28 protein-coding genes, 2 tRNA genes, 1 other RNA gene and 1 riboswitch are annotated in these 25481 nt (G+C 60.5%); of the genes, 14 read left to right on the top strand and 17 right to left on the bottom strand.

The genetic code is table 11. The features are described from left to right. Positions 1-136: 136 nt before the first annotated feature. Together hemF and amiA are read right to left on the bottom strand one after the other, a co-directional pair. Entirely contained in the window at positions 137-1075 is a 939-nt protein-coding gene (gene hemF / locus ENGE1_RS24355) for an oxygen-dependent coproporphyrinogen oxidase (protein WP_048254121.1), read from the bottom strand. After that, entirely contained in the window at positions 1075-1944 is an 870-nt protein-coding gene (amiA, locus tag ENGE1_RS24360; RefSeq protein WP_043082596.1) for an N-acetylmuramoyl-L-alanine amidase AmiA, read from the bottom strand. Before amiA ends, hemF begins: the two co-directional genes overlap by 1 nt. Before the next feature lie 219 nt (positions 1945-2163). Here amiA and ENGE1_RS24365 point away from each other — a divergent pair, with 219 nt between their 5' ends. The 10 genes from ENGE1_RS24365 (at position 2164) to pdxK (ending at position 10509) form a co-directional block, all read left to right on the top strand. Then, positions 2164-2589: a GNAT family acetyltransferase gene (locus tag ENGE1_RS24365; RefSeq protein ID WP_048254122.1), complete on the top strand. Its 426-nt coding sequence runs from the start codon at positions 2164-2166 to the stop codon at positions 2587-2589. Continuing rightward, positions 2576-3025 carry a DUF2919 domain-containing protein gene (locus ENGE1_RS24370; protein WP_048254123.1) on the top strand — a complete coding sequence of 150 codons (450 nt, stop codon included), beginning with the start codon at positions 2576-2578 and terminating at the stop codon, positions 3023-3025. The genes ENGE1_RS24365 and ENGE1_RS24370 overlap by 14 nt, the downstream gene beginning before the upstream one ends. Before the next feature lie 60 nt (positions 3026-3085). Then, the gene (locus ENGE1_RS24375) at positions 3086-3661 is read left to right on the top strand and encodes an RpoE-regulated lipoprotein (protein WP_043082599.1); all 576 of its coding nucleotides are present in this window, start codon (positions 3086-3088) and stop codon (positions 3659-3661) included. Between the two features lie 95 nt (positions 3662-3756). Then, on the top strand, positions 3757-4656 hold the full coding sequence (locus ENGE1_RS24380; RefSeq protein ID WP_048254124.1) for a Dyp-type peroxidase: 900 nt from the start codon (positions 3757-3759) through the stop codon (positions 4654-4656). Between the two features lie 177 nt (positions 4657-4833). Continuing rightward, positions 4834-5847 carry a sulfate ABC transporter substrate-binding protein gene (locus ENGE1_RS24385; protein ID WP_048254125.1) on the top strand — a complete coding sequence of 338 codons (1014 nt, stop codon included), beginning with the start codon at positions 4834-4836 and terminating at the stop codon, positions 5845-5847. Continuing rightward, positions 5847-6680 (top strand): sulfate/thiosulfate ABC transporter permease CysT, encoded by an 834-nt coding sequence (gene cysT / locus ENGE1_RS24390; protein ID WP_043082602.1) that lies wholly within the window; start codon positions 5847-5849, stop codon positions 6678-6680. The genes ENGE1_RS24385 and cysT overlap by 1 nt, the downstream gene beginning before the upstream one ends. After that, positions 6680-7555, top strand: a complete 876-nt coding sequence (cysW, locus tag ENGE1_RS24395; RefSeq protein WP_048254126.1) for a sulfate/thiosulfate ABC transporter permease CysW — start codon at positions 6680-6682, stop codon at positions 7553-7555. The genes cysT and cysW overlap by 1 nt, the downstream gene beginning before the upstream one ends. Beyond that, positions 7545-8666: a sulfate/thiosulfate ABC transporter ATP-binding protein CysA gene (gene cysA / locus ENGE1_RS24400; protein ID WP_043082604.1), complete on the top strand. Its 1122-nt coding sequence runs from the start codon at positions 7545-7547 to the stop codon at positions 8664-8666. Before cysW ends, cysA begins: the two co-directional genes overlap by 11 nt. A gap of 92 nt (positions 8667-8758) precedes the next feature. Continuing rightward, complete coding sequence (cysM, locus tag ENGE1_RS24405) at positions 8759-9670, top strand: cysteine synthase CysM (RefSeq protein ID WP_043082605.1); 912 nt, start codon at positions 8759-8761, stop codon at positions 9668-9670. A gap of 5 nt (positions 9671-9675) precedes the next feature. Continuing rightward, positions 9676-10509: a pyridoxine/pyridoxal/pyridoxamine kinase gene (gene pdxK, locus ENGE1_RS24410; protein WP_043082606.1), complete on the top strand. Its 834-nt coding sequence runs from the start codon at positions 9676-9678 to the stop codon at positions 10507-10509. A gap of 50 nt (positions 10510-10559) precedes the next feature. Here the strand turns inward: pdxK and crr are convergent, their stop codons facing one another. From crr to cysZ, 5 genes are all read right to left on the bottom strand, one after another. Then, complete coding sequence (gene crr, locus ENGE1_RS24415) at positions 10560-11063, bottom strand: PTS glucose transporter subunit IIA (protein ID WP_043082607.1); 504 nt, start codon at positions 11061-11063, stop codon at positions 10560-10562. A gap of 43 nt (positions 11064-11106) precedes the next feature. Further along, positions 11107-12834, bottom strand: a complete 1728-nt coding sequence (gene ptsI / locus ENGE1_RS24420; RefSeq protein ID WP_043082608.1) for a phosphoenolpyruvate-protein phosphotransferase PtsI — start codon at positions 12832-12834, stop codon at positions 11107-11109. 44 nt (positions 12835-12878) lie between these two features. Continuing rightward, positions 12879-13136 (bottom strand): phosphocarrier protein Hpr, encoded by a 258-nt coding sequence (gene ptsH, locus ENGE1_RS24425; RefSeq protein ID WP_000487600.1) that lies wholly within the window; start codon positions 13134-13136, stop codon positions 12879-12881. A 378-nt stretch (positions 13137-13514) separates the two neighbouring features. Beyond that, the gene (cysK, locus tag ENGE1_RS24430; RefSeq protein WP_043082609.1) at positions 13515-14486 is read right to left on the bottom strand and encodes a cysteine synthase A; all 972 of its coding nucleotides are present in this window, start codon (positions 14484-14486) and stop codon (positions 13515-13517) included. 163 nt (positions 14487-14649) lie between these two features. Then, positions 14650-15411 carry a sulfate transporter CysZ gene (cysZ, locus tag ENGE1_RS24435; protein ID WP_043082610.1) on the bottom strand — a complete coding sequence of 254 codons (762 nt, stop codon included), beginning with the start codon at positions 15409-15411 and terminating at the stop codon, positions 14650-14652. Positions 15412-15639: 228 nt separating this feature from the next. Between cysZ and zipA the strand changes: the two genes are divergently transcribed. The 3 genes from zipA (at position 15640) to ENGE1_RS24450 (ending at position 18996) form a co-directional block, all read left to right on the top strand. Further along, positions 15640-16689 carry a cell division protein ZipA gene (gene zipA, locus ENGE1_RS24440; RefSeq protein WP_064360851.1) on the top strand — a complete coding sequence of 350 codons (1050 nt, stop codon included), beginning with the start codon at positions 15640-15642 and terminating at the stop codon, positions 16687-16689. Between the two features lie 73 nt (positions 16690-16762). Then, entirely contained in the window at positions 16763-18778 is a 2016-nt protein-coding gene (ligA, locus tag ENGE1_RS24445; RefSeq protein ID WP_043082612.1) for an NAD-dependent DNA ligase LigA, read from the top strand. A gap of 2 nt (positions 18779-18780) precedes the next feature. Beyond that, positions 18781-18996 carry a DUF3820 family protein gene (locus ENGE1_RS24450; RefSeq protein ID WP_043082613.1) on the top strand — a complete coding sequence of 72 codons (216 nt, stop codon included), beginning with the start codon at positions 18781-18783 and terminating at the stop codon, positions 18994-18996. Here ENGE1_RS24450 and ENGE1_RS24455 read toward each other — a convergent pair. Then, positions 18993-20000, bottom strand: a complete 1008-nt coding sequence (locus ENGE1_RS24455; RefSeq protein WP_048254128.1) for a bile acid:sodium symporter family protein — start codon at positions 19998-20000, stop codon at positions 18993-18995. The genes ENGE1_RS24450 and ENGE1_RS24455 overlap by 4 nt on opposite strands. A gap of 89 nt (positions 20001-20089) precedes the next feature. On the opposite strand from ENGE1_RS24455, the gene ENGE1_RS24460 reads away from it, so the two are divergent. Next, positions 20090-21016 carry a LysR family transcriptional regulator gene (locus tag ENGE1_RS24460; RefSeq protein ID WP_048254129.1) on the top strand — a complete coding sequence of 309 codons (927 nt, stop codon included), beginning with the start codon at positions 20090-20092 and terminating at the stop codon, positions 21014-21016. A 3-nt stretch (positions 21017-21019) separates the two neighbouring features. On the opposite strand, the gene ENGE1_RS24465 is transcribed toward ENGE1_RS24460, so the two are convergent. From ENGE1_RS24465 to ENGE1_RS24505, 9 genes are all read right to left on the bottom strand, one after another. Then, the gene (locus ENGE1_RS24465) at positions 21020-21949 is read right to left on the bottom strand and encodes an ABC transporter substrate-binding protein (RefSeq protein WP_048254130.1); all 930 of its coding nucleotides are present in this window, start codon (positions 21947-21949) and stop codon (positions 21020-21022) included. 18 nt (positions 21950-21967) lie between these two features. Continuing rightward, entirely contained in the window at positions 21968-22708 is a 741-nt protein-coding gene (locus tag ENGE1_RS24470) for an ABC transporter permease (RefSeq protein WP_048254131.1), read from the bottom strand. Beyond that, a complete protein-coding gene (locus ENGE1_RS24475; protein WP_048254132.1) occupies positions 22705-23430 on the bottom strand; it encodes an ABC transporter ATP-binding protein in 726 nt (241 codons plus the stop codon). Before ENGE1_RS24475 ends, ENGE1_RS24470 begins: the two co-directional genes overlap by 4 nt. Next, entirely contained in the window at positions 23427-24116 is a 690-nt protein-coding gene (locus ENGE1_RS24480) for a TenA family protein (RefSeq protein ID WP_048254133.1), read from the bottom strand. The genes ENGE1_RS24475 and ENGE1_RS24480 overlap by 4 nt, the downstream gene beginning before the upstream one ends. A 60-nt stretch (positions 24117-24176) precedes the next feature. Further along, a riboswitch (TPP riboswitch) is annotated at positions 24177-24278 on the bottom strand. 30 nt (positions 24279-24308) lie between these two features. Next, positions 24309-24668, bottom strand: coding sequence for a hypothetical protein (locus tag ENGE1_RS24485; protein WP_146144456.1), 360 nt, complete (start codon positions 24666-24668; stop codon positions 24309-24311). A 29-nt stretch (positions 24669-24697) separates the two neighbouring features. Beyond that, on the bottom strand, positions 24698-25060 hold the full coding sequence (locus ENGE1_RS24490) for a hypothetical protein (RefSeq protein WP_072051217.1): 363 nt from the start codon (positions 25058-25060) through the stop codon (positions 24698-24700). Between the two features lie 109 nt (positions 25061-25169). After that, positions 25170-25294: non-coding RNA, RtT sRNA (locus ENGE1_RS24495), on the bottom strand. A gap of 31 nt (positions 25295-25325) precedes the next feature. Beyond that, positions 25326-25401: transfer RNA gene (locus ENGE1_RS24500), tRNA-Lys, on the bottom strand. A 4-nt stretch (positions 25402-25405) separates the two neighbouring features. Further along, a tRNA-Val gene (locus ENGE1_RS24505) sits at positions 25406-25481 on the bottom strand.

Genomic DNA, 25481 nt, shown 5'->3' on the forward strand with positions numbered 1-25481 from the left:
ACGGTGAGCTCCCTTGACACGTTCACCGCAGAAAGCCTGACAGAGAAGCGGAGTTCCCATAGTGAACGGAACTATACCAACATTCATAACATATTGTTTTTTTTGGTTATTACGCCATCTCTCAATAAAAATGTGACTAAGAGACAGCCCCCGTAGGGAGAGGTCCGGGGTGAGGGGGAACCCACTCCCTGACCTTAATAAACTCACTCAGGGCAGCCTCCGGGCTGCCCTCTTCCGGCTGATAGCCGTACTCCCAGCGCACCAGCGGCGGCATCGACATCAGAATCGACTCCGTGCGCCCGCCGGTCTGCAGCCCGAACAGCGTCCCGCGATCCCACACCAGATTGAACTCCACGTAGCGCCCGCGCCGGTAAAGCTGAAACTCCCGCTCCCGCTCGCCCCAGGCCAGCGCCCGGCGACGTTCGACGATAGGCAGGTAGGCCTCGCAGTAGCCGCGGCCGACGGCCTGCATAAAGGCAAAGCAGCGGTCGAAGTCCGGGGTATTAAGATCGTCAAAAAACAGGCCGCCGATGCCGCGCTGCTCGTTGCGGTGCTTGAGATAAAAGTAGTCATCGCACCATTTTTTGTAGCGCGGATAAACGTCATCGCCAAAGGGCGCGCACAGATCGCGGGCGACGCTGTGCCAGTGCACGGCATCCTCTGCAAAGCCGTAGTACGGCGTCATATCGAAACCGCCGCCGAACCACCACACCGGTTCAGCGCCCGGCTTTTCGGCAATAAAAAAGCGCACATTGGCGTGGCTGGTGGGCACGTAGGGATTGTGCGGATGCACCACCAGCGACACGCCCATCGCCTCAAAGCTGCGGCCTGCCAGCTCCGGGCGGTGGGCGGTGGCAGATGCGGGCATACTGTCGCCGTGGACGTGGGAGAAATTGACGCCCGCCTGCTCAAAGACGCCGCCGTCGCGCAGCACCCGGCTGCGCCCGCCGCCGCCGGCTTCGCGCTGCCAGCTGTCCTCAACAAAGTCGCTGCCGTCCACGGCAGACAGCTTCGCGCAGATGTCATCCTGCAGGCCGAGCAGAAAGGCTTTAACGACGTTAACGTCCGGCTTCATTAGCGTTTCCTGCTGTGGGCTTTCTGGTTATCGAACCAGTGGAAGTAGCTGATCACCCCGGAAGCGATGGCGTTGGCTATCTTCTGGCGAAACGCCGTGGTGCCGAGCAGCTTCTCTTCGCCGGGATTGGTGATGAACGAGGTTTCCACCAGCACCGAGGGAATGGACGGCGACTTCAGTACCACGAATGCCGCCTGTTCGGTGTTGCGGCTGTGCAGCTTGTGCACCGGCTTTATCTGCTTGAGGATGTGCGAGCCGAGCGTCAGGCTGTTTTTGATGGTGTCGGTCTGGACCAGATCGAACAGCACCTGCTGCAGAAGGTGATCTTTATCGAGCGCCTTTTTGCCGGCCAGCTCGTCCACGGCGTTCTCCTTGTCGGAGAGATACTTCGCCATGGCGCTACTGGCGCCGCGGTTAGAGAGCGCGAAGACGGAGGCGCCCGCCGCGCTGGGATTAGTAAAGCCGTCCGCGTGGATAGACATAAACAGATCGGCCCCGTGTTGGTGGGCGATTTCTACGCGGTCATACAGCGGAATAAAGGTGTCATTGGTGCGGGTCAGCCGGGCGTCGATGCCGCGGCTGCGCAGCAGAGCGCGGACGTTTTTAGCGATCGCCAGCACCACGTGCTTTTCCATCGAGCCCTGGTGACCGATAGCGCCGCTGTCGATGCCGCCGTGGCCGGGGTCGAGCATCACAATGCGCCTGGCCCCCGCTTTTTTTGCGGCGGGCTTGCTGTGGCCGTTGCTGGTTTTCAGCGTCTGTTCCCTGGCGGAGGCGGCGGCCATGCCTGACAGCGTCAGTGCGGCAAGGCCAGCTTTCAGCACCTGACGGCGCGATGCGAGTTTTTTTAAGGGTTTAAAAGTGCTCATGCGGCCTGAATTGCGTTGTTAATGTAATGGGTCAACGTGTTATATCGTATCGCGTTTTCGGTTACGACCCTGGAAGATGAGAATTGTTTTACTTTTCATTTCAATACATGACAGGGCGGCATTATGCCATTTTTTGCCTTGTTTTTCGTCAGATATTGGATATTGCGCACGTTCGGGCCATAATCACCGATTATTAACCACCAAAAGATGGGCAATACCATGGAGATACGCGTTTTTCGCCAGTCCGATTTTGAAGAGGTGATTACCCTTTGGGAGCGCTGCGATCTGCTGCGTCCGTGGAACGATCCGGAGATGGATATTGAGCGCAAGATCCATCACGACGTCAGCCTCTTTCTGGTGGCCGAAGTCAACGGCGAAGTGGTGGGCACCGTGATGGGCGGCTATGACGGCCACCGCGGCTCGGCGTATTATCTCGGCGTCCATCCGGAGTATCGCGGCCGCGGTATCGCCAACGCGCTGCTCAACCGGCTGGAGAAAAAGCTTATCGCCCGCGGCTGTCCGAAAATTAACATCATGGTGCGCGAAGAGAACGACATGGTGCTGGGCATGTACGAGCGGCTGGGCTATGAGCACAGCGATACGCTGCTGCTGGGCAAGCGCCTGATCGAAGATGAAGAGTACTGAGTTTCTTCCCGCCGATTATGACCAACACGGGCGGCTGCGGCTGCCCGTTCTCTTCTGGCTAATTCTGCTGCTGCAGGCGCGGACCTGGGTACTGTTCGCGGTAGCCGCCGCCTCCCGCCAGCAGGGGGACGCGCTGCTGGCGCTGTTCTACCCCGATAGCGACGGCTTCTGGCTGGGCCTGCTGCCGGGCATCCCGGCGGTGATGGCCTTTTTTCTCAGCGGACGCCGCCAGCAGTTTCCGCGCCTGTGGCGCGCGCTGCGCTGGCTGCTGGTGGCCGCCCAGACGCTGCTGCTGGCCTGGCAGCCCGCGCTGTGGCTGGCGGGAGAGCCGCTGTCGGCGACCGGTCTGCTGCTGACGATTGCCGATGCGTTTGCCCTCTGGTGGCTGCTGGCCGACGGCCGGCTGCGGGCCTGTTTCTCGTCGGTGCAAGATTAGCGGCACTTTTTTCGCTTTTTGGACTCCAACAGGCGTTGTTTTAAGGAGAAAGGATCTGCAATGAAACCTATGCGTTTACTGCTCTGCGCGCTGCCCCTGGCGCTGACGGGCTGCTCTACCCTCAGTTCGGTGAACTGGTCGTCGGCCTGGCCGTGGAACTGGTTCGGCTCTTCAGCCGAGGTGACGGAGCAGGGCGTCGGCAAACTGACCGCCGCGACGCCGCTCAACGAGCAGGCGATTGAGGACGCGCTCGGCGGCGGCTACCGCCTGCGCAGCGGCATGAAAACCGCCAATGGCAGCATCGTGAAGTATTTTGAAGCGCTGAAAGAGGATAAGGTGGCGCTGGTGATTAACGGCGAGTCGGGCAGCGTCAGCCGCGTTGAGGTGATGGACAGCGGCATCCCCGCCGAAGACGGCACTAAAATCGGCACGCCGTTTCGCGATATCTACAGCAAAGCCTTTGATAACTGCCAGAAAGGGCAGGGCGACGATGCGGGCGGCGTAGCGTGTAAAGCGAAAGGCAGCCAGCACATCAGCTACCTGTTCACCGGCAGCTGGAGCGGCCCGCAGGCGCTGATGCCGCCGGATGACATCCTCAGAACCTGGAAAGTCAGCAAGATTATCTGGCGCCGCTAATTTTGCGTCAGGACAAGCTGTCCGCCTGAAAAGGCGCGTACAATGCGCGCCATCAAATGCCGCGCTGTCGCGGCATCGTTATTTCAGGAGGAACCATGTCACAGGTTCAGAGCGGTATCTTACCGGAGCACTGTCGGGCGGCAGTGTGGATTGAAGCGAACATCAGCGGCGACGTCAGCGCCCTGCGCGAAGCGAGCCGCGTCTTCGCCGATCGGCTGGCAACCTTTGAGAGCCAGTATCCCGAGGCCGGCATCGGCGGCGTGGTGGCCTTTGGCCACGACGCGTGGCGCCAGCTGAGCGGCGGGACGGGCGCGCAGGAGCTGAAAAATTTTATCCCTTACGGTAAGGGCCTGGCGCCGGCCACCCAGTGCGACCTGCTGATCCACATTATCTCCCTGCGCCACGACATCAACTTCTCGATTGCCCAGGCCGCGCTGGAGGCCTTCGGCGGCGCCATTGCGGTTCAGCAGGAGATCCACGGCTTCCGCTGGGTGGAGGACCGCGACCTCAGCGGCTTCGTCGACGGCACCGAAAATCCGACCGGGGAAGAGACCCGCCGCGGCGTGGCGATTATCGCCGACGGTGAAGACGCGGGCGGCAGCTACGTGTTGGTCCAGCGCTGGGAGCACAACCTCGACCAGCTGAACCGCATGAGCACGCACGATCAGGAGATGATGATTGGCCGCACCAAAGCCGCCAACCAAGAGATTGACGGCGACGCGCGCCCGGTCACCTCGCACCTGACCCGCGTCGATCTTAAAGAGGACGGTAAGGGCCTGAAAATTGTTCGCCAGAGCCTGCCCTACGGGACCGCCAGCGGCACGCACGGCCTGATGTTCTGCGCCTACTGCGCCCGTCTGCACAACATCGAGCAGCAGCTGCTGAGCATGTTTGGTGATACCGACGGCAAGCGCGACGCCATGCTGCGCTTCACCCGGCCGGTCACTGGCAGCTACTACTTCGCGCCGTCTCTCGACAGGCTGCTGAAGCTGTAGGTTCCCCTGCGTTTTAGCCCGGAAAATCGCTTCCGGGCTGCACCTCCGATGTCACTCTCTTTCTTATTCTGTTTTTAACTTCCAAATCACCAAACGGTATATAAAACCGTTACAGCTTTGCTCCTCGTTATAAATATTATGATCATAAGATAGTCATCACATTTATAAGGGTGCGCGATGGTTGTTAACTCACTGAAAAAAGGAACGCTGGCCATAGGCGCGCTGCTGCTGATGGCCCAGGCGCAGGCAACGGAGCTGTTGAACAGCTCGTACGACGTCTCCCGCGAGCTGTTTGCGGCGCTGAACCCGCAGTTTGAACAGCAGTGGGCGAAGGACAACGGCGGCGATAAGCTGACCATCAAGCAGTCCCACGCCGGTTCCTCCAAGCAGGCTCTGGCGATCCTCCAGGGCCTGAAGGCCGATGTCGTCACCTACAATCAGGTCACCGACGTGCAGATCCTGCACGACAAGGGCAACCTGATCCCGGCCGACTGGCAGAGCCGCCTGCCGAACAACAGCTCGCCGTTCTACTCCACCATGGCGTTTCTGGTGCGCAAGGGCAACCCGAAGAATATCCACGACTGGAGCGACCTGGTGCGCCCGGACGTGAAGCTGATTTTCCCGAACCCGAAAACCTCCGGCAACGCCCGCTATACCTATCTGGCGGCGTGGGGCGCGGCGGCGAAGGCCGACGGCAACGACAAGGCCAAAACCGAGCAGTTTATGACCCAGTTCCTGAAAAACGTCGAAGTGTTTGATACCGGCGGACGCGGGGCCACCACCACCTTCGTCGAGCGCGGGCTGGGCGACGTGCTGATCACCTTTGAATCCGAAGTGAACAACATCCGCAAGCAGTATGAGGACCAGGGATTCGAGGTCGTGGTGCCGAAAACCAATATTCTGGCGGAGTTCCCGGTGGCCTGGGTCGATAAGAACGTTAAGGCGAAGGGCACCGAAAAGGCGGCGAAGGCCTATCTGAACTGGCTCTATACGCCGCAGGCGCAGACCACCATCACCGATTTCTACTACCGGGTGAACAACCCGCAGGTGATGGAGAAGCTGAAGGACAAATTCCCGCAGACCGAACTGTTCCGGGTGGAAGATCAGTTTGGCTCCTGGCCGGAAGTGATGAAGGTCCACTTCGCCAGCGGCGGCGAGCTGGATAAGCTGCTGGCGGCGGGGCATAAGTAATGTTTGCAGTCTCTACCAAGCGGGTGCTGCCGGGCTTCAGCCTGAGCCTCGGCACCAGCCTGCTGTTCGTCTGCCTGATCCTGCTGCTGCCGCTGAGCGCGCTGGTTATCCAGCTCTCGCAGATGAGCTGGGCGCAGTACTGGCAGGTGATCGCCAATCCGCAGGTGGTGGCGGCCTACAAGGTCACGCTGCTGTCGGCCTTTGTGGCGTCGATTTTCAACGGCGTTTTCGGCCTGCTGATGGCATGGATCCTTACCCGCTACCGCTTTCCGGGGCGCACGCTGCTTGACGCGCTGATGGATTTACCCTTCGCCCTGCCGACCGCGGTGGCGGGCCTGACCCTGGCCTCGCTGTTTTCGGTCAACGGCTTCTACGGCGAGTGGCTGGCGAAGTTTGATATCAAAGTGACCTATACCTGGCTCGGCATCGCGGTGGCGATGGCCTTTACCAGCATTCCCTTCGTGGTGCGCACCGTACAGCCGGTGCTGGAGGAGCTGGGGCCGGAGTATGAAGAGGCGGCGGAAACCCTCGGCGCCACGCGGCTGCAGAGCTTTCGCAAGGTGGTACTGCCGGAACTCTACCCGGCGCTGCTGGCGGGCATCGCCCTGTCGTTTACCCGCAGCCTCGGCGAGTTCGGCGCGGTGATTTTTATCGCCGGCAACATTGCCTGGAAGACCGAAGTCACCTCGCTGATGATCTTCGTCAACCTGCAGCAGTTCGACTACCCGGCGGCCAGCGCCATTGCTTCGGTGATCCTGGCGGCCTCGCTGCTGCTGCTGTTCTCGATTAATACGCTGCAAAGCCGCTTCGGGCGGCGGGTGGTAGGTCACTGATGGCGGAAGTTACGCAATTGAAACGCTATGACGCGCCCCGCATTAACTGGGGAAAATGGTTCCTGATAGGCACCGGGATGCTGGTCTCGACCTTTATCCTGCTGGTGCCGATGATCTATATCTTCGTCCAGGCCTTCAGCAAAGGGCTGATGCCGGTGCTCAACAACCTCGCCGATCCGGACATGCTGCACGCCATCTGGCTGACGGTGATGATTGCCCTTATCACCGTGCCGGTGAACCTGGTGTTCGGCACTCTGCTGGCGTGGCTGGTGACGCGCTTCACCTTCCCCGGCCGCCAGCTGCTGCTGACCCTGCTGGATATTCCGTTTGCCGTCTCGCCGGTGGTGGCGGGGCTGGTTTACCTGCTGTTTTACGGCGCCAACGGCCCCATCGGCCCGTGGCTGGACGCCCACAATATCCAGATTATGTTTGCCTGGCCTGGCATGGTGCTGGCGACTATCTTTGTCACCTGTCCGTTTGTGGTGCGCGAGCTGGTGCCGGTGATGCTGAGCCAGGGCAGCAACGAAGACGAAGCGGCGATCCTGCTGGGCGCCTCCGGCTGGCAGATGTTCCGCCGGGTGACGCTGCCCAACATCCGCTGGGCGCTGCTCTACGGCGTGGTGCTGACCAACGCCCGCGCCATCGGCGAGTTCGGCGCGGTGTCGGTGGTCTCCGGCTCCATTCGCGGCGAGACGCTGTCGCTGCCGCTGCAAATTGAATTATTAGAGCAGGACTATAACACCGTGGGCTCCTTCACCGCCGCGGCCCTGCTGACCCTGATGGCCATTCTGACCCTGTTTTTGAAGAGCATGCTGCAGTGGCGCCTGGAGAACCAGGAGAAACGCGCGCGGCAGGAGAAGCAACATGAGCATTGAGATCGTCAACATTAAAAAATCGTTTGGCCGCACCCAGGTGCTGAATGACATCTCGCTGGATATTCCCTCGGGCCAGATGGTGGCGCTGCTCGGCCCGTCGGGCTCGGGTAAAACCACGCTGCTGCGCATTATCGCCGGGCTGGAGCACCAGACCAGCGGCCAGATCCGCTTTCACGGCACCGACGTCAGCCGCCTGCACGCCCGCGACCGCAAAGTGGGCTTCGTGTTTCAGCACTACGCCCTGTTTCGCCACATGACGGTGTTCGACAACATCGCCTTTGGCCTGACGGTGCTGCCGCGGCGCGAGCGTCCCGACGCCGCCGCCATTAAGGCGAAAGTGACCCGCCTGCTGGAGATGGTGCAGCTTGCCCACCTCGCAGAGCGCTACCCGGCCCAGCTCTCCGGCGGCCAGAAGCAGCGCGTGGCGCTGGCCCGCGCCCTGGCCGTTGAGCCGCAGATCCTGCTGCTTGATGAGCCCTTCGGCGCGCTGGATGCCCAAGTGCGCAAAGAGCTGCGTCGCTGGCTGCGCCAGCTGCACGAAGAGCTGAAGTTTACCAGCGTGTTCGTTACCCACGACCAGGAAGAGGCGATGGAAGTCGCCGATCGCGTGGTGGTGATGAGCCAGGGCAACATTGAGCAGGTGGATGAACCGGAGCAGGTGTGGCGCGACCCGGCCACCCGCTTCGTGCTGGAGTTTATGGGCGAAGTGAACCGCCTCAAGGGCGAAGTGCGCGGCGGACAGTTCCATGTCGGGGCCCACCGCTGGCCGCTGGGCTATACGCCCGCTTACCAGGGGCCGGTCGATCTCTTCCTGCGCCCGTGGGAAGTGGACATCAGCCGTCGCACCAGCCTCGACTCGCCGCTGCCGGTAGAGGTGCTGGAGGCCAGCCCCAAAGGCCATTACACCCAGCTGGTCGTGCAGCCGCTGGGCTGGTACGACGACCCCCTCACCGTGGTGATGCGCGACGACGCGCCGCAGCGCGGCGAGCGGCTGTTCGTAGGCCTGCAGCACGCCCGCCTTTACAACGCCCAGCAGCGGATTGAGAACCGCGCCGATGCCCCGGTGCAGATTGAACGTCGCGAGGAGCTTGCTCTGGCGCAAACCGCCTGATAGTTTTACCCGATATCGTTATCACGACAGCAAATGTCACTTTGTAGGCCGGGTAAGCGAAGCGCCACCCGGCTTTTTATTGGGCGAAAACAGTGAAAACACTCCAGGATACCATCGGCAATACGCCGCTGGTCAGACTCCAGCGTATGGGGCCGGACAACGGCAGCGAAATTTGGCTCAAGCTTGAAGGCAACAATCCGGCGGGTTCCGTGAAGGACCGCGCGGCGCTATCGATGATCGTCGAAGCGGAGAAACGCGGTGAAATTAAGCCCGGCGACGTGCTGATTGAGGCCACCAGCGGCAATACCGGCATTGCGCTGGCGATGATCGCCGCGCTGAAGGGCTACCGTATGAAGCTGCTGATGCCGGACAACATGAGCATTGAGCGGCGGGCCGCCATGCGCGCCTACGGCGCCGAGCTTATTCTGGTCAGCAAAGAGCAGGGAATGGAAGGCGCCCGCGACCTGGCCGAGGCCATGGCGGCGCGCGGCGAAGGCCGGCTGCTCGATCAGTTCAACAATCCCGACAACCCTTACGCGCACTACACCACCACCGGGCCGGAGATCTGGCGGCAGACCGGCGGGCGCATCAGCCACTTCGTCTCCAGCATGGGCACCACCGGCACCATTACCGGCGTGTCGCGCTTTCTGCGCGAACAGCCGAAAGCGGTCACCATCGTCGGCCTGCAGCCGGAAGAGGGCAGCAGCATTCCCGGCATCCGCCGCTGGCCCGCCGAGTACATGCCGGGCATCTTCAGCGCCGCTTTAGTGGATGAGGTCATGGATATTCACCAGCGCGAAGCGGAGAATACCATGCGCGAACTGGCGGTGCGGGAGGGTATCTTCTGCGGCGTCAGTTCCGGAGGTGCGGTAGCAGGCGCGCTGCGGGTGGCAACATCGCATCCGGGCGCGGTGGTGGTAGCGATTATTTGCGATCGCGGCGACCGCTATCTGTCTACCGGTGTTTTTGGTGAAGAGAGTTACAGTCAGGGGGCGGGGATCTAACGGCCATGGAAATGATTCTATTCCGGGACAAAACCCGGGCGCAGCAGGCGGATATTGTCGCTGTGCAATCGCAAGTGGTATATGGCAGCGTGGGCAACAGCGTGGCGGTACCGAACATCAGGCAGCGCGGCCTGAACGTGCTGGCGGTGCCGACCGTATTGTTCAGCAATACCCCGCATTATGAAACGATTTACGGCGGTATCATTCCGGACGACTGGTTCAGCGGCTACCTGCGGGCGCTGGAGGAGCGCGATGCGATCCGCACGTTAAAGGCGGTTACCAGCGGCTATATGGGCAGCGCCAGCCAGATTGCGCTACTGGCGCAGTGGCTTAAGGCGCTGCGGGAAAGCCATCCGGAGCTGGTTATCCTCGTGGATCCGGTAATTGGCGATACCGACAGCGGCATCTACGTGAAGCCGGAAATTCCCGAGGCCTACAGCCGGCATCTGCTGCCGCTGGCCCAGGGGATCACGCCGAACGTGTTTGAGCTTGGCGTGCTGAGCGGCAAGCCCTGCGACACGATGGAGAATGCCATTGCGGCGGCGAAAAGCCTGCTTTCAGAAACGCTGAAGTGGGTGGCGATTACCAGCGCGCCGGTGCCCGGCGATAACGACATCCACGTGGTGCTGGTGACCGCCGACAGCGTTAATATCTTCGGCTGGCCGCGGGTAGAGACCGATCTGAAGGGGACCGGCGATCTGTTTTGCTCGGAGCTTATCAGCGCCGTAGTAAAAGGCGACAAACTGGCGGACGCGGTACAGGCGGCGGGAGACAGAGTGGTTGAGGTGATGCGCCACACCCTGGAAAAAGGCTACGACGAGCTGATCCTGCCCGCGTAATGCAAACAAAAATGGCGCCACCCGGCGCCATTTTTTATCTCAGCTGCTGCTTACTTTTTGATGCGGATCACCGGCGTTTCGCCAACGGTCACGCTGCCAGAAAGTTTGGTCAGCTCTTTGATCTCGTCCATGTTGGAGATAACAACCGGCGTCAGGGTAGACTTGGCCTTCTCTTCCAGCAGCGGCAGATCGAATTCGATAACCGGATCGCCAACCTTAACGCGCTGGCCTTCTTCGGCGATGCGCTTGAAGCCTTCGCCCTTCAGCTCAACGGTATCAATACCGAAGTGGACAAACAGCTCAATGCCGCTGTCGGACTCGATAGAGAACGCGTGGTTAGTTTCAAAGATCTTACCGATAGTTCCGTCAACCGGAGCAACCATTTTGTTGCCGGTCGGCTTGATTGCAATACCATCGCCAACGATTTTTTCAGCAAAAACGACATCGGGCACGTCTTCAATGTTGACGATTTCGCCAGACAGTGGAGCAATGATCTCAATGGTTCCGGTATCACTATTACCTTTGTCACCGAAAAGTTTACTTAAGAACCCCATTAGCCTTCTCTCCTAAGCAGTAATTTGGGCCGCATCTCGTGGATTAGCAGATTGTTTTTTCTTCAATGAACTTGTTAACCAGCGTCATTAACTCGTCCGTTGTCGGTTGAGCAAGAGCCTGCTCTGCTAAAACCTTCGCATCTTTGAAGTTCGTGTTACGGATAATCTTCTTGATGCGCGGGATGGAAATGGCACTCATTGAGAACTCGTCCAGACCCATACCCAGCAACAGAAGTGTAGCACGTTCGTCGCCCGCAAGCTCACCACACATGCCAGTCCACTTGCCTTCAGCATGAGAAGCATCAATAACTTGCTTAATCAGGTTAAGGACAGACGGTGACATCGGCTGGTAAAGATGTGAGATCATATCATTACCACGGTCAACTGCCAGAGTATATTGCGTTAAATCATTGGTTCCGATACTAAAGAAATCTACTTCTTTGGCTAAGTGGCGGGCGATGGTTGCTGCCGCCGGGGTTTCCACCATCACGCCAATCTCGATGGCTTCATCAAACGCTTTGCCTTCGTCGCGCAGTTCCTGCTTGTAAGCTTCAATCTCTTTGCGCAGGGCGCGGACTTCTTCCACGGAGATGATCATCGGGAACATGATGCGCAGCTTGCCGAACGCGGAGGCCCGGAGGATAGCGCGCACCTGGTCGCGGAGGATCTCTTTACGATCCATGGCGATGCGGATAGCGCGCCAGCCGAGGAACGGGTTCTCTTCTTTCGGGAAGTTCATGTACGGCAGCTCTTTATCGCCGCCGATGTCCATGGTGCGGACAATCACCGCCTGGGAGCCGCAGGCTTCTGCCACGGCTTTGTAGGCTGCAAACTGCTCTTCTTCCGTCGGCAGGGCATCGCGGTCCATGAACAGGAACTCGGTGCGGTACAGACCCACGCCTTCCGCGCCGTTGCGCTCTGCGCCGTCGATATCGCGCACGGTGCCGATGTTAGCGCACACTTCAACCTGATGACCATCGAGAGTAATGGCCGGCAGATCTTTGAGCTTCGCCAGTTCAGCTTTTTCTTCGGCGACCTGAGCCTGCGCGCTGCGCAGGGTTTCAATCTCGTCGTTGGTCGGGTTAACGTAGACCTTGTTGTTAACCGCATCGAGGATCAGGTAATCACCGTTCTTCACTTCGGACGTGACGTTACCGGTGCCCACGATAGCCGGCAGCTCCAGAGAGCGGGCCATGATCGAGGTGTGGGAGGTGCGGCCGCCGATATCAGTGATGAAACCCAGCACCTTCTTCAGGTTCAGCTGTGCGGTTTCGGACGGGGTAAGATCTTTGGCGACGAGGATAACTTCATCCTGAATGGCGCCCAGATCGATAATGTTCAGGCCGAGGATGTTGCGCAGCAGGCGCTTACCGATATCGCGCACGTCAGCGGCACGCTCTTTCAGGTACTCATCGTCCAGCTCTTCCAGGGCAGTGGCCTGGCCTTCGATAACCTCATTGGCTGCTGCATCAGCAGTCATGTGCTTATCTTTAATCAGGGCTATGATTTCCTGCTCCAGCTCCTCATCTTCCAGCAACATGATGTGGCCTTCGAAGATGGCTTCTTTTTCTTCACCGAACGTCTCACCTGCTTTCGTTTTGATAGCTTCGAGCTGCGCGGAGGCTTTGGCGCGACCGTCTATGAAACGCTCAACTTCCTCGTCGACGCTGTCGGCAGAAATTTTCTTCCGGTCGATGACAATTTCATCTTCTTTCAGCAGCAGTGCTTTGCCGAAAGCGATACCCGGGGATGCTAAAATGCCTGAAATCATAACCCTACCTTACTTTTGACTGATTCTTAAAGGAACTCGCGAACTTACTCGAGTTCTGCCATCAGTTTTACCAGATGCTCAACTGCTTTCTGTTCGTCTTCACCTTCTGCGGAGATGGTTACCACTGTGCCCTGAGTCAGGCCCAGCGTCTGCAGTTTGAACAGGCTCTTAGCGCTGGCGCTTTTGCCGTTGGAGGTCACGGTGATCTCAGAGGTGAAGCCTTTCGCTTCTTTAACAAACTGAGCAGCAGGGCGGGTGTGCAGGCCGTTCGGAGCGGTAATCGTAACTTCTTGCTGGAACATTATATTTCCCCAACTTATAGGTTTAGTGTTGTGGAACCAGAACGCTACCTGACGGCGGCATTCGGGTCAGTATAGTCAGCGTCGGTATGGACAACGTCGACGCAGAGGGTCAGAGCAAATCCTGAGTAACGATTCTGACCAGGAGACGTATGACTCATCATTAAACATTATGCAGCGAAAGCCAGATTTGAACCAAATCATATAATCGATTCAGCAGAGGCAAATCAAACGATGATTAATTTCGCGCATCGAAATAATTGACAGGTTAAATACCAGACCCGCGCGGATGAGGCAATGCCAGGTGAGCCAAAAGTATGATGAACGCCACAAAAAAGCACCCTTATGGGTGCTTTTTTACGCGATTTTTACAGTCTGGCACTACTGTTGCAGTTCTTTTTCCGTGAAGAGATCGGCAAACAGCGCGGTGCTCAGATAACGCTCACCCGAGGAGGGAAGGATAACCACAATATTCTTATTGGTAAAGGCTTCATCTTCCTGCAGCTTGAGGGCGGCGGCCACGGCGGCGCCGGAGGAGATACCGGCGAGAATGCCTTCCTCTTCCATCAGGCGGCGGGCGGTAGAGATAGCCTCTTCGTTGCTGATGGCGATAACTTTATCGATCAGCTTCAGATCGAGGTTACCGGGGATAAAGCCGGCGCCGATGCCCTGAATCTTATGCGGGCCGGGCTTGATCTCTTCCCCGGCCAGCGCCTGGGCGATAACCGGGGAGTCGGTCGGTTCAACGGCAACGCTGATGAGATCTTTTTTACCTTTGGTGTTTTTGATGTAGCGGGTCACGCCGGTCAGCGTACCGCCGGTGCCGACGCCGGCAATAAACACATCAACCTGGCCGTCGGTATCTTCCCAGATCTCCGGGCCGGTGGTTTTTTCATGAATTTCCGGGTTGGCCGGGTTGCTGAACTGCTGCAGCAGCAGGTATTTTTCCGGATCGCCGGCGACAATCTCTTCCGCCTTCTGGATAGCGCCCTTCATGCCCTTGGCACCTTCCGTCAGGACCAGGTTCGCGCCCAGCGCCTTCAGCAGCTTGCGGCGCTCGATGCTCATGGTTTCCGGCATAGTCAGGGTCAGCTTATAGCCGCGCGCCGCCGCCACATAGGCCAGCGCAATACCGGTGTTGCCGCTGGTCGGCTCGACCAGCTCAACCCCCGGCTTCAGCACGCCGCGTTTTTCTGCGTCCCAAATCATGTTGGCACCGATACGGCATTTAACGCTAAAGCTTGGGTTGCGCGACTCCACCTTTGCCAGAATGCGTCCATTACCGATGCGGTTCAGTCGAACCAGCGGCGTATGACCGATCGTCAGGGAATTATCTTCAAAAATCTTACTCATAGCCCGTCCTTAACTGTCTGAAATTTGGGAATGCCATCAGCATACGCGGATGATCTTCGTGCGGAAGGAAAGATTTCGCATATCGATATGCTGATGTGAAATAAAGGTTATCAGTATGGAATAAGGCGCGGTATAAGCCGCGCCACTTTTACAAATGTATACGTTACTTCCAGAGGGCGTGCTTACCGCGATAGCAGTCAACCCACATGGCCGTCGCACCGCAGGTCGCTACCGGCAGGATCACCAGATTGAGGACAGGGATCATTGTGAACAGGCTGGTCAGCGCGCCGAACTGCATGTTCATCACTTTTTGCGTCCGCAGCGCCAGGCGCATGGTCTTAAACGGAACTTTATGGTTATCGAACGGATAATCGCAGTACTGGATGGCCATCATCCAGGCGCTGAACAGGAACCACAGCACCGGGGCGACGGTCTGACCGATGCCGGGAATAAAATAGAGGATAAGCAGCGCGATGGCCCGGGGCAGATACCACGCCATCTTCTGCCACTCGCGCTTCATAATGCGCGGCAGATCTTTCATCATGCCCAGGATGCCGGTATCGGGCGGCGTCGCCCCAGTCAGGCGCGCTTCAAGTTGTTCCGCCAGCAGGCCGGTGAAGGGGGCCGCGATGATGTTAGCGATGGTCGAAAAAAAGTAGCCGAACACTAATAATATTGAGATAACGACCACCGGCCACAGCAGATAGTCAAGCCACTGCAGCCAGGCGGGCACGTGGCTCATCATCGCCGGGATCCACTCGCCCAGTTTGCTGAACAGCCACCAGAATGCGCCGCCCATCAGAATGACGTTAACCAGCAGAGGCAAAAAGACGTAGCGGCGAATGCCGGGCAGGCCGATGAGTTGCCAGCCCTGCGAAAAGTAATACACGCCGCTGCGCGGCGCGGGGGAGGTCGGTGTTACCATAATCAGGAGGTACTCCTTTTTAATACCCTGAGCAATGCGCGACTATATTATCGATTTGTCAGGCAATAACCAGTTAAGAAATGGTCGAAAAAGCAGCATAAAGGTGGTTTTAGTTCATCTTTATGCTGTGAATTTCTGGTCCGCACTTGCACTTGACGTAATGGACAAATACTCTTAGTGAGTAAATGTTTGCCGTGGTGGCAAGGTGTTAGAACAACAGAGAATATAATGATGCAGGATTTGCGTCTGATATTAATCATCGTTGGCGCGATAGCCATAATTGCGCTGCTGGTACACGGTTTCTGGACCAGCCGCAAAGAGCGTTCTTCCATGTTCCGCGATCGTCCGCTGAAGCGGATGCGCTCTCGCGACGGCGACGAGTCGGATGACGACTTCGACGAAGATGATGTTGATAGCGTAGGTGAAGTTCGCGTTCACCGGACACAGCCTGTCCAGAGCGCGGGCAGCGGGGAGCATGAAGCGCCTCGTCAGCCTCAGCACCAGTATCAGCCACCTTACGAACGTCAGGCTCCGCAGCCTGCGCGCCGCGAACCGCAGCCCCAGCGCTATGAAGAGCCGCCGCGCCAGGCGCCGGTGCAGCCGCAGCCCGTTCAGCAGCCGCAGCAGCCCGCTCAGCCGCAGCAGCCCGCTCAGCCGCAGCAGCCCGCTCAGCCGCAGCAGCCCGCTCAGCCGCAGCAGCCTGTGCAGCAGCCTCAGGTTCCCCCGCAGCAGCCGGAGCCGGCTTTCCGGCCCGTACCGTGCGCTCCACTACAGCCCGTAGAGCCACAGCCGGTCCCTCAGCAGCCTGAGCCCGTCGCGCCGCCTGCGGAAGAGCCGAAGCCGGTTAAGAAAGAGCGCGCGGAAACCGTGGTGGTGCTCAGCGTCGCCGCCCATCAGGGGTCATTCATCAACGGCGAACTGCTGCGCAACAGCATCGAGCAGGCCGGTTTCGTCTTCGGCGACATGAACATCTATCACCGCCACCTCAATCCGGGCGGCGGCGGCCCGTCGCTGTTCAGCCTCGCCAACATGGTCAAGCCGGGCACCTTCGATCCGGAGAGCATGGCGGAGATGCAGACGCCGGGCGTCACTATCTTTATGCAGGTGCCTTCCTTCGGCGACGAGCTGCAAAACTTCAAGCTGATGCTGCAGTCCGCCCAGTACATTGCCGACGAAGTGGGCGGCGTGGTGCTGGACGACCAGCGCCGGATGATCACCCCGCAGAAGGTGCGCGAGTACCAGGACCGCATCCGCGAGGTCAAAGAGGCCAACGCCTGACGGCCCTCTGCTGTAACCGTTTTTTCAGAACCCCCGCCAGTCGGGGGTTTTTTATCATTGGTGGTGAAAGACTATGCACTCAATCGAACAACAGCTTACCGACCTGCGAACCGCGCTTCGCCATCACGAGTATCTGTACCACGTTATGGACGCCCCGGAAGTGCCGGACGCCGAATACGACCGCCTGATGCGCGAACTGCGCGCGCTGGAAGAGGCGCACCCCGAGCTGGTGACGCCGGACTCCCCGACCCAGCGCGTCGGGGCCTCGCCGCTGACGGCCTTCAGCCAGGTGCGCCACGAGGTGCCGATGCTGTCGCTGGACAACGTTTTTGATGAAGAGAGCTTTCTCGCCTTCAACAAGCGGGTGCAGGATCGGCTGAAAAGCACCGATGCGCTGACCTACTGCTGCGAGCTGAAGCTCGACGGCCTGGCGGTAAGCATCCTCTACGAAAACGGCGTGCTGGTGCAGGCCGCGACCCGCGGCGACGGCACTACCGGCGAGGACATCACCAGCAACGTGCGCACCATCCGCGCCATTCCGCTGAAGCTGCGGGGCGACAACATCCCGGCGCGCTTTGAAGTGCGCGGCGAAGTGTTTCTGCCCCAGGCGGGCTTCGAGAAGATCAACGACGATGCGCGGCGCACCGGCGGCAAAGTGTTTGCCAACCCGCGCAACGCGGCGGCGGGCTCGCTGCGCCAGCTCGATCCGCGCATCACCGCGAAGCGGCCGCTCACTTTCTTCTGCTACGGCGTCGGCATTCTGGAGGGCGGCGAGCTGCCGGGCAGCCATATGGCCCGCCTGCAGCAGTTTAAGGCCTGGGGCCTGCCGGTCAGCGACCGGGTGAAGCTCTGCGATACGCCGGAGGAAGTGCTCGCTTACTATCATAAAGTCGAAGAGGACCGCCCGACCCTGGGTTTTGATATCGACGGCGTAGTGATTAAAGTGGACTCGCTTGAGCTGCAGGAGCAGCTGGGCTTCGTCGCCCGCGCGCCGCGCTGGGCGACCGCCTTTAAATTCCCGGCCCAGGAGCAGATGACCTTCGTGCGCGACGTTGAGTTCCAGGTGGGGCGCACCGGCGCCATCACGCCGGTTGCCCGCCTTGAGCCGGTCCAGGTGGCGGGCGTGCTGGTCAGCAACGCCACCCTGCACAACGCCGATGAAATTGAGCGCCTCGGCCTGCGCATCGGCGATAAGGTGGTCATTCGCCGCGCCGGGGACGTGATCCCGCAGGTGGTCAACGTGGTGCTCTCCGAGCGTCCGGACGACACCCGCCCGGTGGAGTTTCCTTCCCACTGCCCCGTCTGCGGCTCCGACGTCGAGCGCGTTGAAGGCGAGGCGGTCACCCGCTGCACCGGCGGCCTGATCTGCGGCGCCCAGCGTAAAGAGGCGCTCAAGCACTTCGTCTCCCGCCGGGCGCTGGACGTTGACGGCATGGGCGACAAAATTATCGACCAGCTGGTGGAAAAAGAGTACGTCCACACGCCCGCCGATCTGTTTCGCCTGAGCGCCGGTAAGCTGACCGGCCTCGACCGCATGGGGCCGAAGTCGGCGCAGAACGTGGTCAACGCGCTGGAGAAATCGAAAGAGACCACCTTTGCCCGCTTCCTCTACGCGCTGGGCATCCGCGAGGTGGGAGAGGCGACCGCCGCCGGCCTGGCGGCCCACTACGGCTCGCTGGAGGCGCTGACCGCCGCCTCCATTGACGACCTGCAGAAGGTGCCCGACGTCGGCATCGTAGTGGCAACCCACGTCTTCAACTTCTTTGCTGAAGAGAGCAACCTCGACGTTATCCATCAGCTGCAGGCTGAAGGCGTCCGCTGGCCCGCGCCGGTGGTGATTAACGCCGATGAGATAGACAGCCCGTTCGCCGGCAAAACCGTGGTGCTGACCGGCAGCCTCAGCCAGATGTCCCGCGACGATGCCAAAGCGCGGCTGGTTGAGCTGGGGGCGAAAGTCGCCGGCAGCGTATCGAAGAAAACGGACCTGGTGATCGCCGGGGAAGCCGCAGGCTCTAAGCTTGTGAAAGCGCAGGAGCTGGGCATTGAGGTGATCGACGAAGCCGAAATGCTGCGCCTGCTGGGAGCGTAAAGGTGGAAAAAGAGCAGCTTATCGAGATAGCCAACACCGAAATGCCCTTTGGCAAATACAAGGGGCGGATGCTGATTGACCTGCCGGAAGAGTATCTTTTGTGGTTTGCCCGCAAGGACGAGTTTCCCGCCGGGCGGCTCGGCGAGCTGATGGCGATTACGCTGCTGATCAAAACCGAAGGGCTGAGCCATCTGGTTCAGCCCCTCAAGCGCCGCTAGGCCTTCGCCTCGCGGCTGTCGGCAGCGCGGGCCTCGGCCTGCAGCGCCTCGGTCTGGCGCTTATAGCGGCGGGCCAGCACCGCGCAGACCATCAGCTGGATCTGGTGGAAAATCATCAGCGGCAGCACCATCATGCCTATCATTGACGTCGGGAAGAGAATATTGGCCATCGGGATGCCGTTGGCCAGGCTCTTCTTCGACCCGCAGAAGACAATCGTAATCTCATCCGCCTTATTAAAACCGAACCGGCGGGCCACGAAGACGTTGATGGCGATAACGATGGCCAGCAGAATGCAGCTGACGACCACGATAAACAGCAGCGATCCGGCGCCGACTTTATGCCAGATGCCGTTCACTACCGCCTCGCTGAACGCCGAGTAGACGACCAGCAGGATCGACGCCTGGTCGGTTTTACCGATCCACTTCTTATTGCGCGCCACCCAGTTGCCGATCCACGGCCGTGACAGGTGGCCGAGCACAAACGGCAGCAGCAGCTGCAGCATGATTTTCCCCACCTGCTCAAGGCTGGCTTCCGCGCCGTGGAGGTGCATCAGCAGCCCCACCAGCACCGGCGACACAAAAATCCCCAGCAGGCTGGAGGCCGACGCCGAGCATACCGCCGCCGCGACGTTGCCGCCGGCCATTGAGGTAAAGGCAATCGCCGACTGCACCGTGGCGGGCAGAATGCACAGGTAGAGGAAGCCGCTGTAGAGGGCCGGGTCGACATTGACCGGCGCCCAGCGGGCAAACAGCACGCCGAGGATCGGGAATACGACGAAGGTGCTGCAAATCACCCACAGGTGCAGCCGCCAGTGGCTGCCGCCGGCGATAATCGCTTCGCGGGAGAGCTTGGCGCCGTGCATAAAGAACAGCAGGGCGATAGCGGCGGTGGTCAGCCCTTCGACAAACGGCACGAAGGCGCCGCGCGCCGGAAAGAAGGAGGCCAGCAGAACCACGGTGACCAGAGTGAGTGTAAAGGGATCGAGAATACGGAAAAGTTTCATAAACGCTCCTGGAAATCGATGCGGCTATTGTGCTTTTTCCACTTTGAGAAATAAAATTGATTTATTGCATCCATCTATGAATAAAACAGATGAATTACTCCCTGCGTCAGCTTAAAGTCTTCGTTACCGTCGCCCGCGCCCGCAGCTTCAGCCGGGCCGGCGAGATAATCGGCCTCAGCCAGTCGGCGGTAAGCCACAGCGTCAAAGAGCTTGAGCACCAGACCGGCGTGCGCCTGCTGGACAGAACCACCCGCGAAGTGGTGCTCACCGAAGCGGGCCAGCAGCTGGCGGGCAGGCTGGAGCGGCTGCTCGACGAGCTGAACAGCACCCTGCGCGACGCCGGGCGCGTCGGCCAGCAGCTGACTGGCACCGTGCGGGTCGCCGCCAGCCAGACTATCTCCGCGCACCTCATTCCCCAGTGCATTGCCGCCAGCGGCCGGCAGTATCCGGACATCGACTTCGTGCTCCACGACCGCCCCCAGCAGTGGGTGCTGGAGAGCATTCGCCAGGGCGAAGTGGACTTCGGCATCGTTATCGATCCCGGGGCGGTGAGCGACCTGGCCTGCGAGGCGGTGCTCTCCGAGCCGTTCTTTCTGCTCTGCCGCGAGGATCATCCCTTCGCCGCTATGGCCAGCGTGCCGTGGCAGGCCCTGCAGGGCAGCCGCCTGGTGCTGCAGGACTACGCCTCCGGCAGCCGTCCGCTGATCGATGCGGCGCTGGAAAAGCACCGGATTGCCGCCAGCATCGTGCAGGAGATCGGCCATCCGGCGACGCTGTTTCCGATGGTCGAGGCCGGGATCGGCATCAGCATTCTGCCCGCCCTGGCGCTGCCGCTGCCCCAGGGCAGCCGGCTGGTGGTCAAGCGCCTGGCGCCGGTAGTAGAGCGCCAGCTGATGCTCGCCCGGCGCAAAAACCGCTCGCTCTCCACCGCCGCCCAGGCGCTGTGGGACGTGGTCGCCCGCGAGGCGCAGGTCCTGACCCGCGCCCGCGTTCACGACCCGCTCTACCGGTCGTAGCCGCTATTTGAGTTCGATGGCGTAGTCGTCCACCGGCGGCAGGGTTTTAATCAGCTTATTGTCGAGGAGGAAGCGGCCGTAGGCCTCATAGCGGCTGCGGTCAAGCGCGGCGGGGTGCGCGGCGAACAGCGGCACGGTTTTGAACCATGCCTGCTTGTTGAGTTCGGTATTCAGCTCCGGGTGCGCTTTCGCGAAGGCCTGCCAGCTCTCCTGCGGGTGGGCGCGCAGGTAGTTGACGCCTTTTTCCAGCGCGGCGAGGAACTTCTTAATCTTCGGCGCGCTGGCCTCATCGCGGTTGGCGACGATGACCAGTTCGTCGTAGGCGGGAATACCGTAATCCTCAACGTGCATCACCTGCGGATCTTTCCCCTGCAGGGCGAGCTCCACCGCCTCGATATTGCGGTAGCCGCCGAGGATAGCGTCAACCTGCCCGGCCAGCAGGGCGCTGGTGAGCTGGAAGTTGACGTTCACCGTTTGAATGCTTTTCGGGTCGAGGTTGACGTGCCTGGCGATGGTATCCAGCGTCGCGCCCTCGGTGCCGCCGATGGAGTAGCCGACCCGCTTGCCCTTCAGGTCGGCGGGCGTTTTGATGCTTTTATCGAGGGTAATGATCGTGTCGAGCGGGGTATCCACCAGCGTGCCAACGCGCACCAGCGGCAGCCTGTCCTGGGCGAAGAAGTAGAGCTGCTGCTGATAGGTGATCGCCAGATCTGCCTTGCCGGCGGCCACCAGACGCGGCGGCAGCGCCGGGTCCGACGGCGGGACAATGGTCACATCAAGGCCCGCCTCTTTAAAGGCGCCGATTTGATCGGCGACCATAATCGGAGCGTGATCCGGGTTGATATACCAGTCCAGCACCAGGGTGATGTTATCCGCCGCCCGCGCGCCGAAGGCGGCGACCAGCAGCAGAGCAGTAACTGCATATTTACGCATCGTATTTTCCTTAATGGATCATTCCGGCGACCAGGCGATCAGCCGGTTAAGCAGGGCGTCCGCCGCCAGCCACAGCAGGACGGTCATCAGCACTAAAATAAACAGCGCCGCGAAGCAGACATCGGTCTGCAGCCGGGCGTTGGCGTTAATCATCACGTACCCCAGCCCGCCGGAGGAGCCGACCCACTCGCCGATAATGGCGCCGATGGGAGCCACCGCCGCCGCCATCCGCAGCCCGGAGCCGAGCGCGGGCAGGGCCGCCATCAGGCGGACGTGGCGCAGCTGCGCGAGCCGTGAGGCGCCCATCGTGCGGGCCAAATCGAGATAGTCGCCGCTGACCCGCCGCAGGCCGTCGAAGAACGAGGAGGTGACCGGAAAGAAAATAACCAGCACCGCCATCGCCACCTTGGCGCTCATGCCGAACCCCAGCCACAGCACCAGCAGCGGCGCGAGGGCGAATACCGGTATCGCCTGGCTGGTGAGGACCAGCGGCATCAGCCAGCGCTGCAGGCGGGGATAGAGGATCATCGCCAGCGCCAGGGCGACGCCGAGCAGGGAGCCCAGCAGCAGGCCGGTAAGGATCTCGCTGAGGGTAATCAGCCCGTGCTCCGCCAGATAGCCGCAGTTGTTCCACAGCGCGGCGGCGGCGGCGGCGGGGGAGGGCAGCAGAAAGGCGGGAATGCCGGTGAGCGTCAGCAGCTGCCAGACCAGCAGCAGGCCGCAGAACACGATGGCGCCGCGCAGCGGGAAGCGGTTCACTGTTCGCCCCCCGCCAGCTGGCGCAGCAGCCGGGCCTGGCTCGCCAGCAGGGCCGGCTCGTCCGGCGCGCGGGGCGGCGCGCCGGCAAGGCGGTGGCTGTCATCAATGCCCAGCGGCGGCGAGAGCACCAGCAGGCGGTGGCTCAGGCGGCAGGCCTCCAGCGGATCGTGGGTTACCAGCAGCACGGTGCGGTCCGCCAGCAGCTCCGCCGCCAGGGTCTGAATGCGGGTGCGGGTAATGGCGTCCAGCGCCGAGAAGGGCTCATCCATCAGCACCACCTGCCGGTCTTCATACAGAGTGCGGGCCAGCGCCGCCCGCTGGCGCATCCCGCCGGAGAGGGCGGCTGGCTGAGCATCGGCGTACTCCGCGAGGCCGACGCGGGCCAGCAGATCGTTTACCCGGCCGCCATCGACTTTCTCACCGCGCAGGCGCGAGCCCAGCGCCACGTTATCGCGCACGCTCAGCCACGGATAGAGCAGATCCCGCTGCCCCATCCACGCCAGCCGGGCGGCGAGCGGCCCGCCGTCGCTGGCCCTCACCGTCCCCGATGTCGGAGCCGCCAGCCCGGCGACGATCCGCAGCAGGCTGGTTTTACCGCAGCCGCTGGCGCCGAGCAGCGAGACCCATTCGCCGCCCCGGATGGCGAAGTTCAGGCGGCTGAAAATTTCCCGCTCGCCGAAGCGTAGGCTGAGATCATTGACCTCAATACCGGGCGCGCTCATGCTGCGCTACCGGCGGCGTTCAGCCCCATCTGCCAGAAGTCGGCCTCCAGCCGGGCGGCGGTATTAAAGGTTTCGCACAGTTCATCCACTCTGGCGTCGCCGCCGCGCTGCTGCCACAGGCTCTCCAGCAGATTCAGGGACGCGCTGACGCCGCGCAGGTACTCTTCGTTGCCGTAATTGCGGATCCAGTCGGCGTAGGGATTGCCCTCAAAGCGGGTCTGCGGGTCGTGCAGCAGGCGCAGGCCAATTTCGGCGTAGCCCGCCACGCAGGGCATCAGGGCGACCATCAAATCCAGCGCATCGCCCGAGTGCCCAATATCCAGCACATAGCGGGTGTAGTTGATGGTTTCCGCCGCCTCCGGTTCGGCCGCCATCTCCGCCTCGCTCAGCCCCCACGCTTCGCAGTAGCCGACGTGCAGCGGCAGCTCGGCGAGAATGCCGCCCAGCGACGCGGCGGCGGCGCGCATCTCCGGCAGCGTGCGCAGCTTGCTGACCAGCAGGGCATAGGCGCGGGCGAAGTGGATCAGAAACAGATAGTCCTGGGTCAGGTAGCGGCGAAACGCCCGCTGCGGCAGTCTGCCGTCGGCCAGCTGGCGGAGAAAATCGTGCTCAACGTAGGCCTGCCAGTCGCGGGAGCGCTGGCGCAGGCGGCCATAAAAACCGTCGGTAAAAGCGGGAACAGTCACGGAACCTCCAGAAGAATAAGCGGAGATCCGGGTGCGCAGAGGCGTGAACAGGCTGTCGCGGCCGTAAAGCCGCTCCGTCCCTTCGCTGGCATAACCCAGATCAGGTTCAAAGGGTTCGGCTTACGCCATCTCAGTCCGGACAGGACACCCCTCGGTAGCTGCTGTTATACGGGAATCGGTTTTTGAGTGCAATCAGGGTTTTGACCCGACGGGCGGGGAAGCAGGGCACGCCCTGGCGATTTCCTGCTCAATAGTCTCATTACTGGCGTGTTCCGTCAGACGCTTGAATTTGCGTTTACGCTCGATGCCAGACGGCGTACAGCTTGACGTTTCTGCCAGTAGTACCGCCGCGCTGTAGGCGTTGTAGCAGCGGTCGGCATCGGCGACCTGCTTCTTACATTCGCTGTAGGTATCAAATGCCCTGTCCGGATGCGCCATCATGTAATCGATGTCCGGATTTTTTTTAACGCCCTCAAGCACGCGCGGGAGAATGAAATAGCTCAGAACCAGCATCAGGGCTGCAGTGCAGCAGATAAATTGCCTGTATGACATATCAGCCTTTCTGTTTAATGGACCTGAAATCAGTCAAACTCTGCCCGGCAGCGGGTGATGACGGCATCCACTGCTTTTTTTATCTCCGCAGAGTGCGGCGCGTAGTAGACGCTCATCGCCGTGCTTTTACGGCTGACTGAGGAGAGTTCAACCCAGGCGACCTTTTCGTCGCTCCGATCCAGCAGATTGAACCTGTCGGTTCCGCCGGCGAGAGGGTCGTCTCTCGAAATGGAAAGATGTACCCTGGACACAGACGAATAAAGACAGTTTTCAATGTCAGACTTGGGCGCTGAGAAAGAGGCTGTCCTGACGTCAGGATGCATCCCGACGCGGCCGAGGTCAGCGCAGCCCCCGAGCGCAAAAATCATCGCGCTTAATACCACTTTTTTCACGTTTAAAATCTCTCCTGAGTCCATCTGTAAAAATACAGCGTACTCCGGTGGATTTTAATCGCGGCTTAACATAACGGAAAGAAGCATTTGCCGGGGATGAGGCCTAAGAAAGTGGGTCGTGCAGGATGACTCGCTTCGCTCGCCCTGCGGGCCGTCGCCGCAAGCGGCTCCGTTGTCTCACTACGTTCGACACGAACCTGCAGCAGGTTCGAATCGTCAAGAATTGCGCATAGCAAAAAGGCGCCTTTAGGGCGCCTTTTTACATTGGTGGGTCGTGCAGGATTCGAACCTGCGACCAATTGATTAAAAGTCAACTGCTCTACCAACTGAGCTAACGACCCGAAGTGGTGGGTGATGACGGGATCGAACCGCCGACCCCCTCCTTGTAAGGGAGGTGCTCTCCCAGCTGAGCTAATCACCC

This window comes from Pluralibacter gergoviae ATCC 33028 = NBRC 105706, from assembly GCF_001598855.1.
In the GTDB taxonomy this organism is placed as follows: Bacteria; Pseudomonadota; Gammaproteobacteria; order Enterobacterales; family Enterobacteriaceae; genus Pluralibacter; species Pluralibacter gergoviae.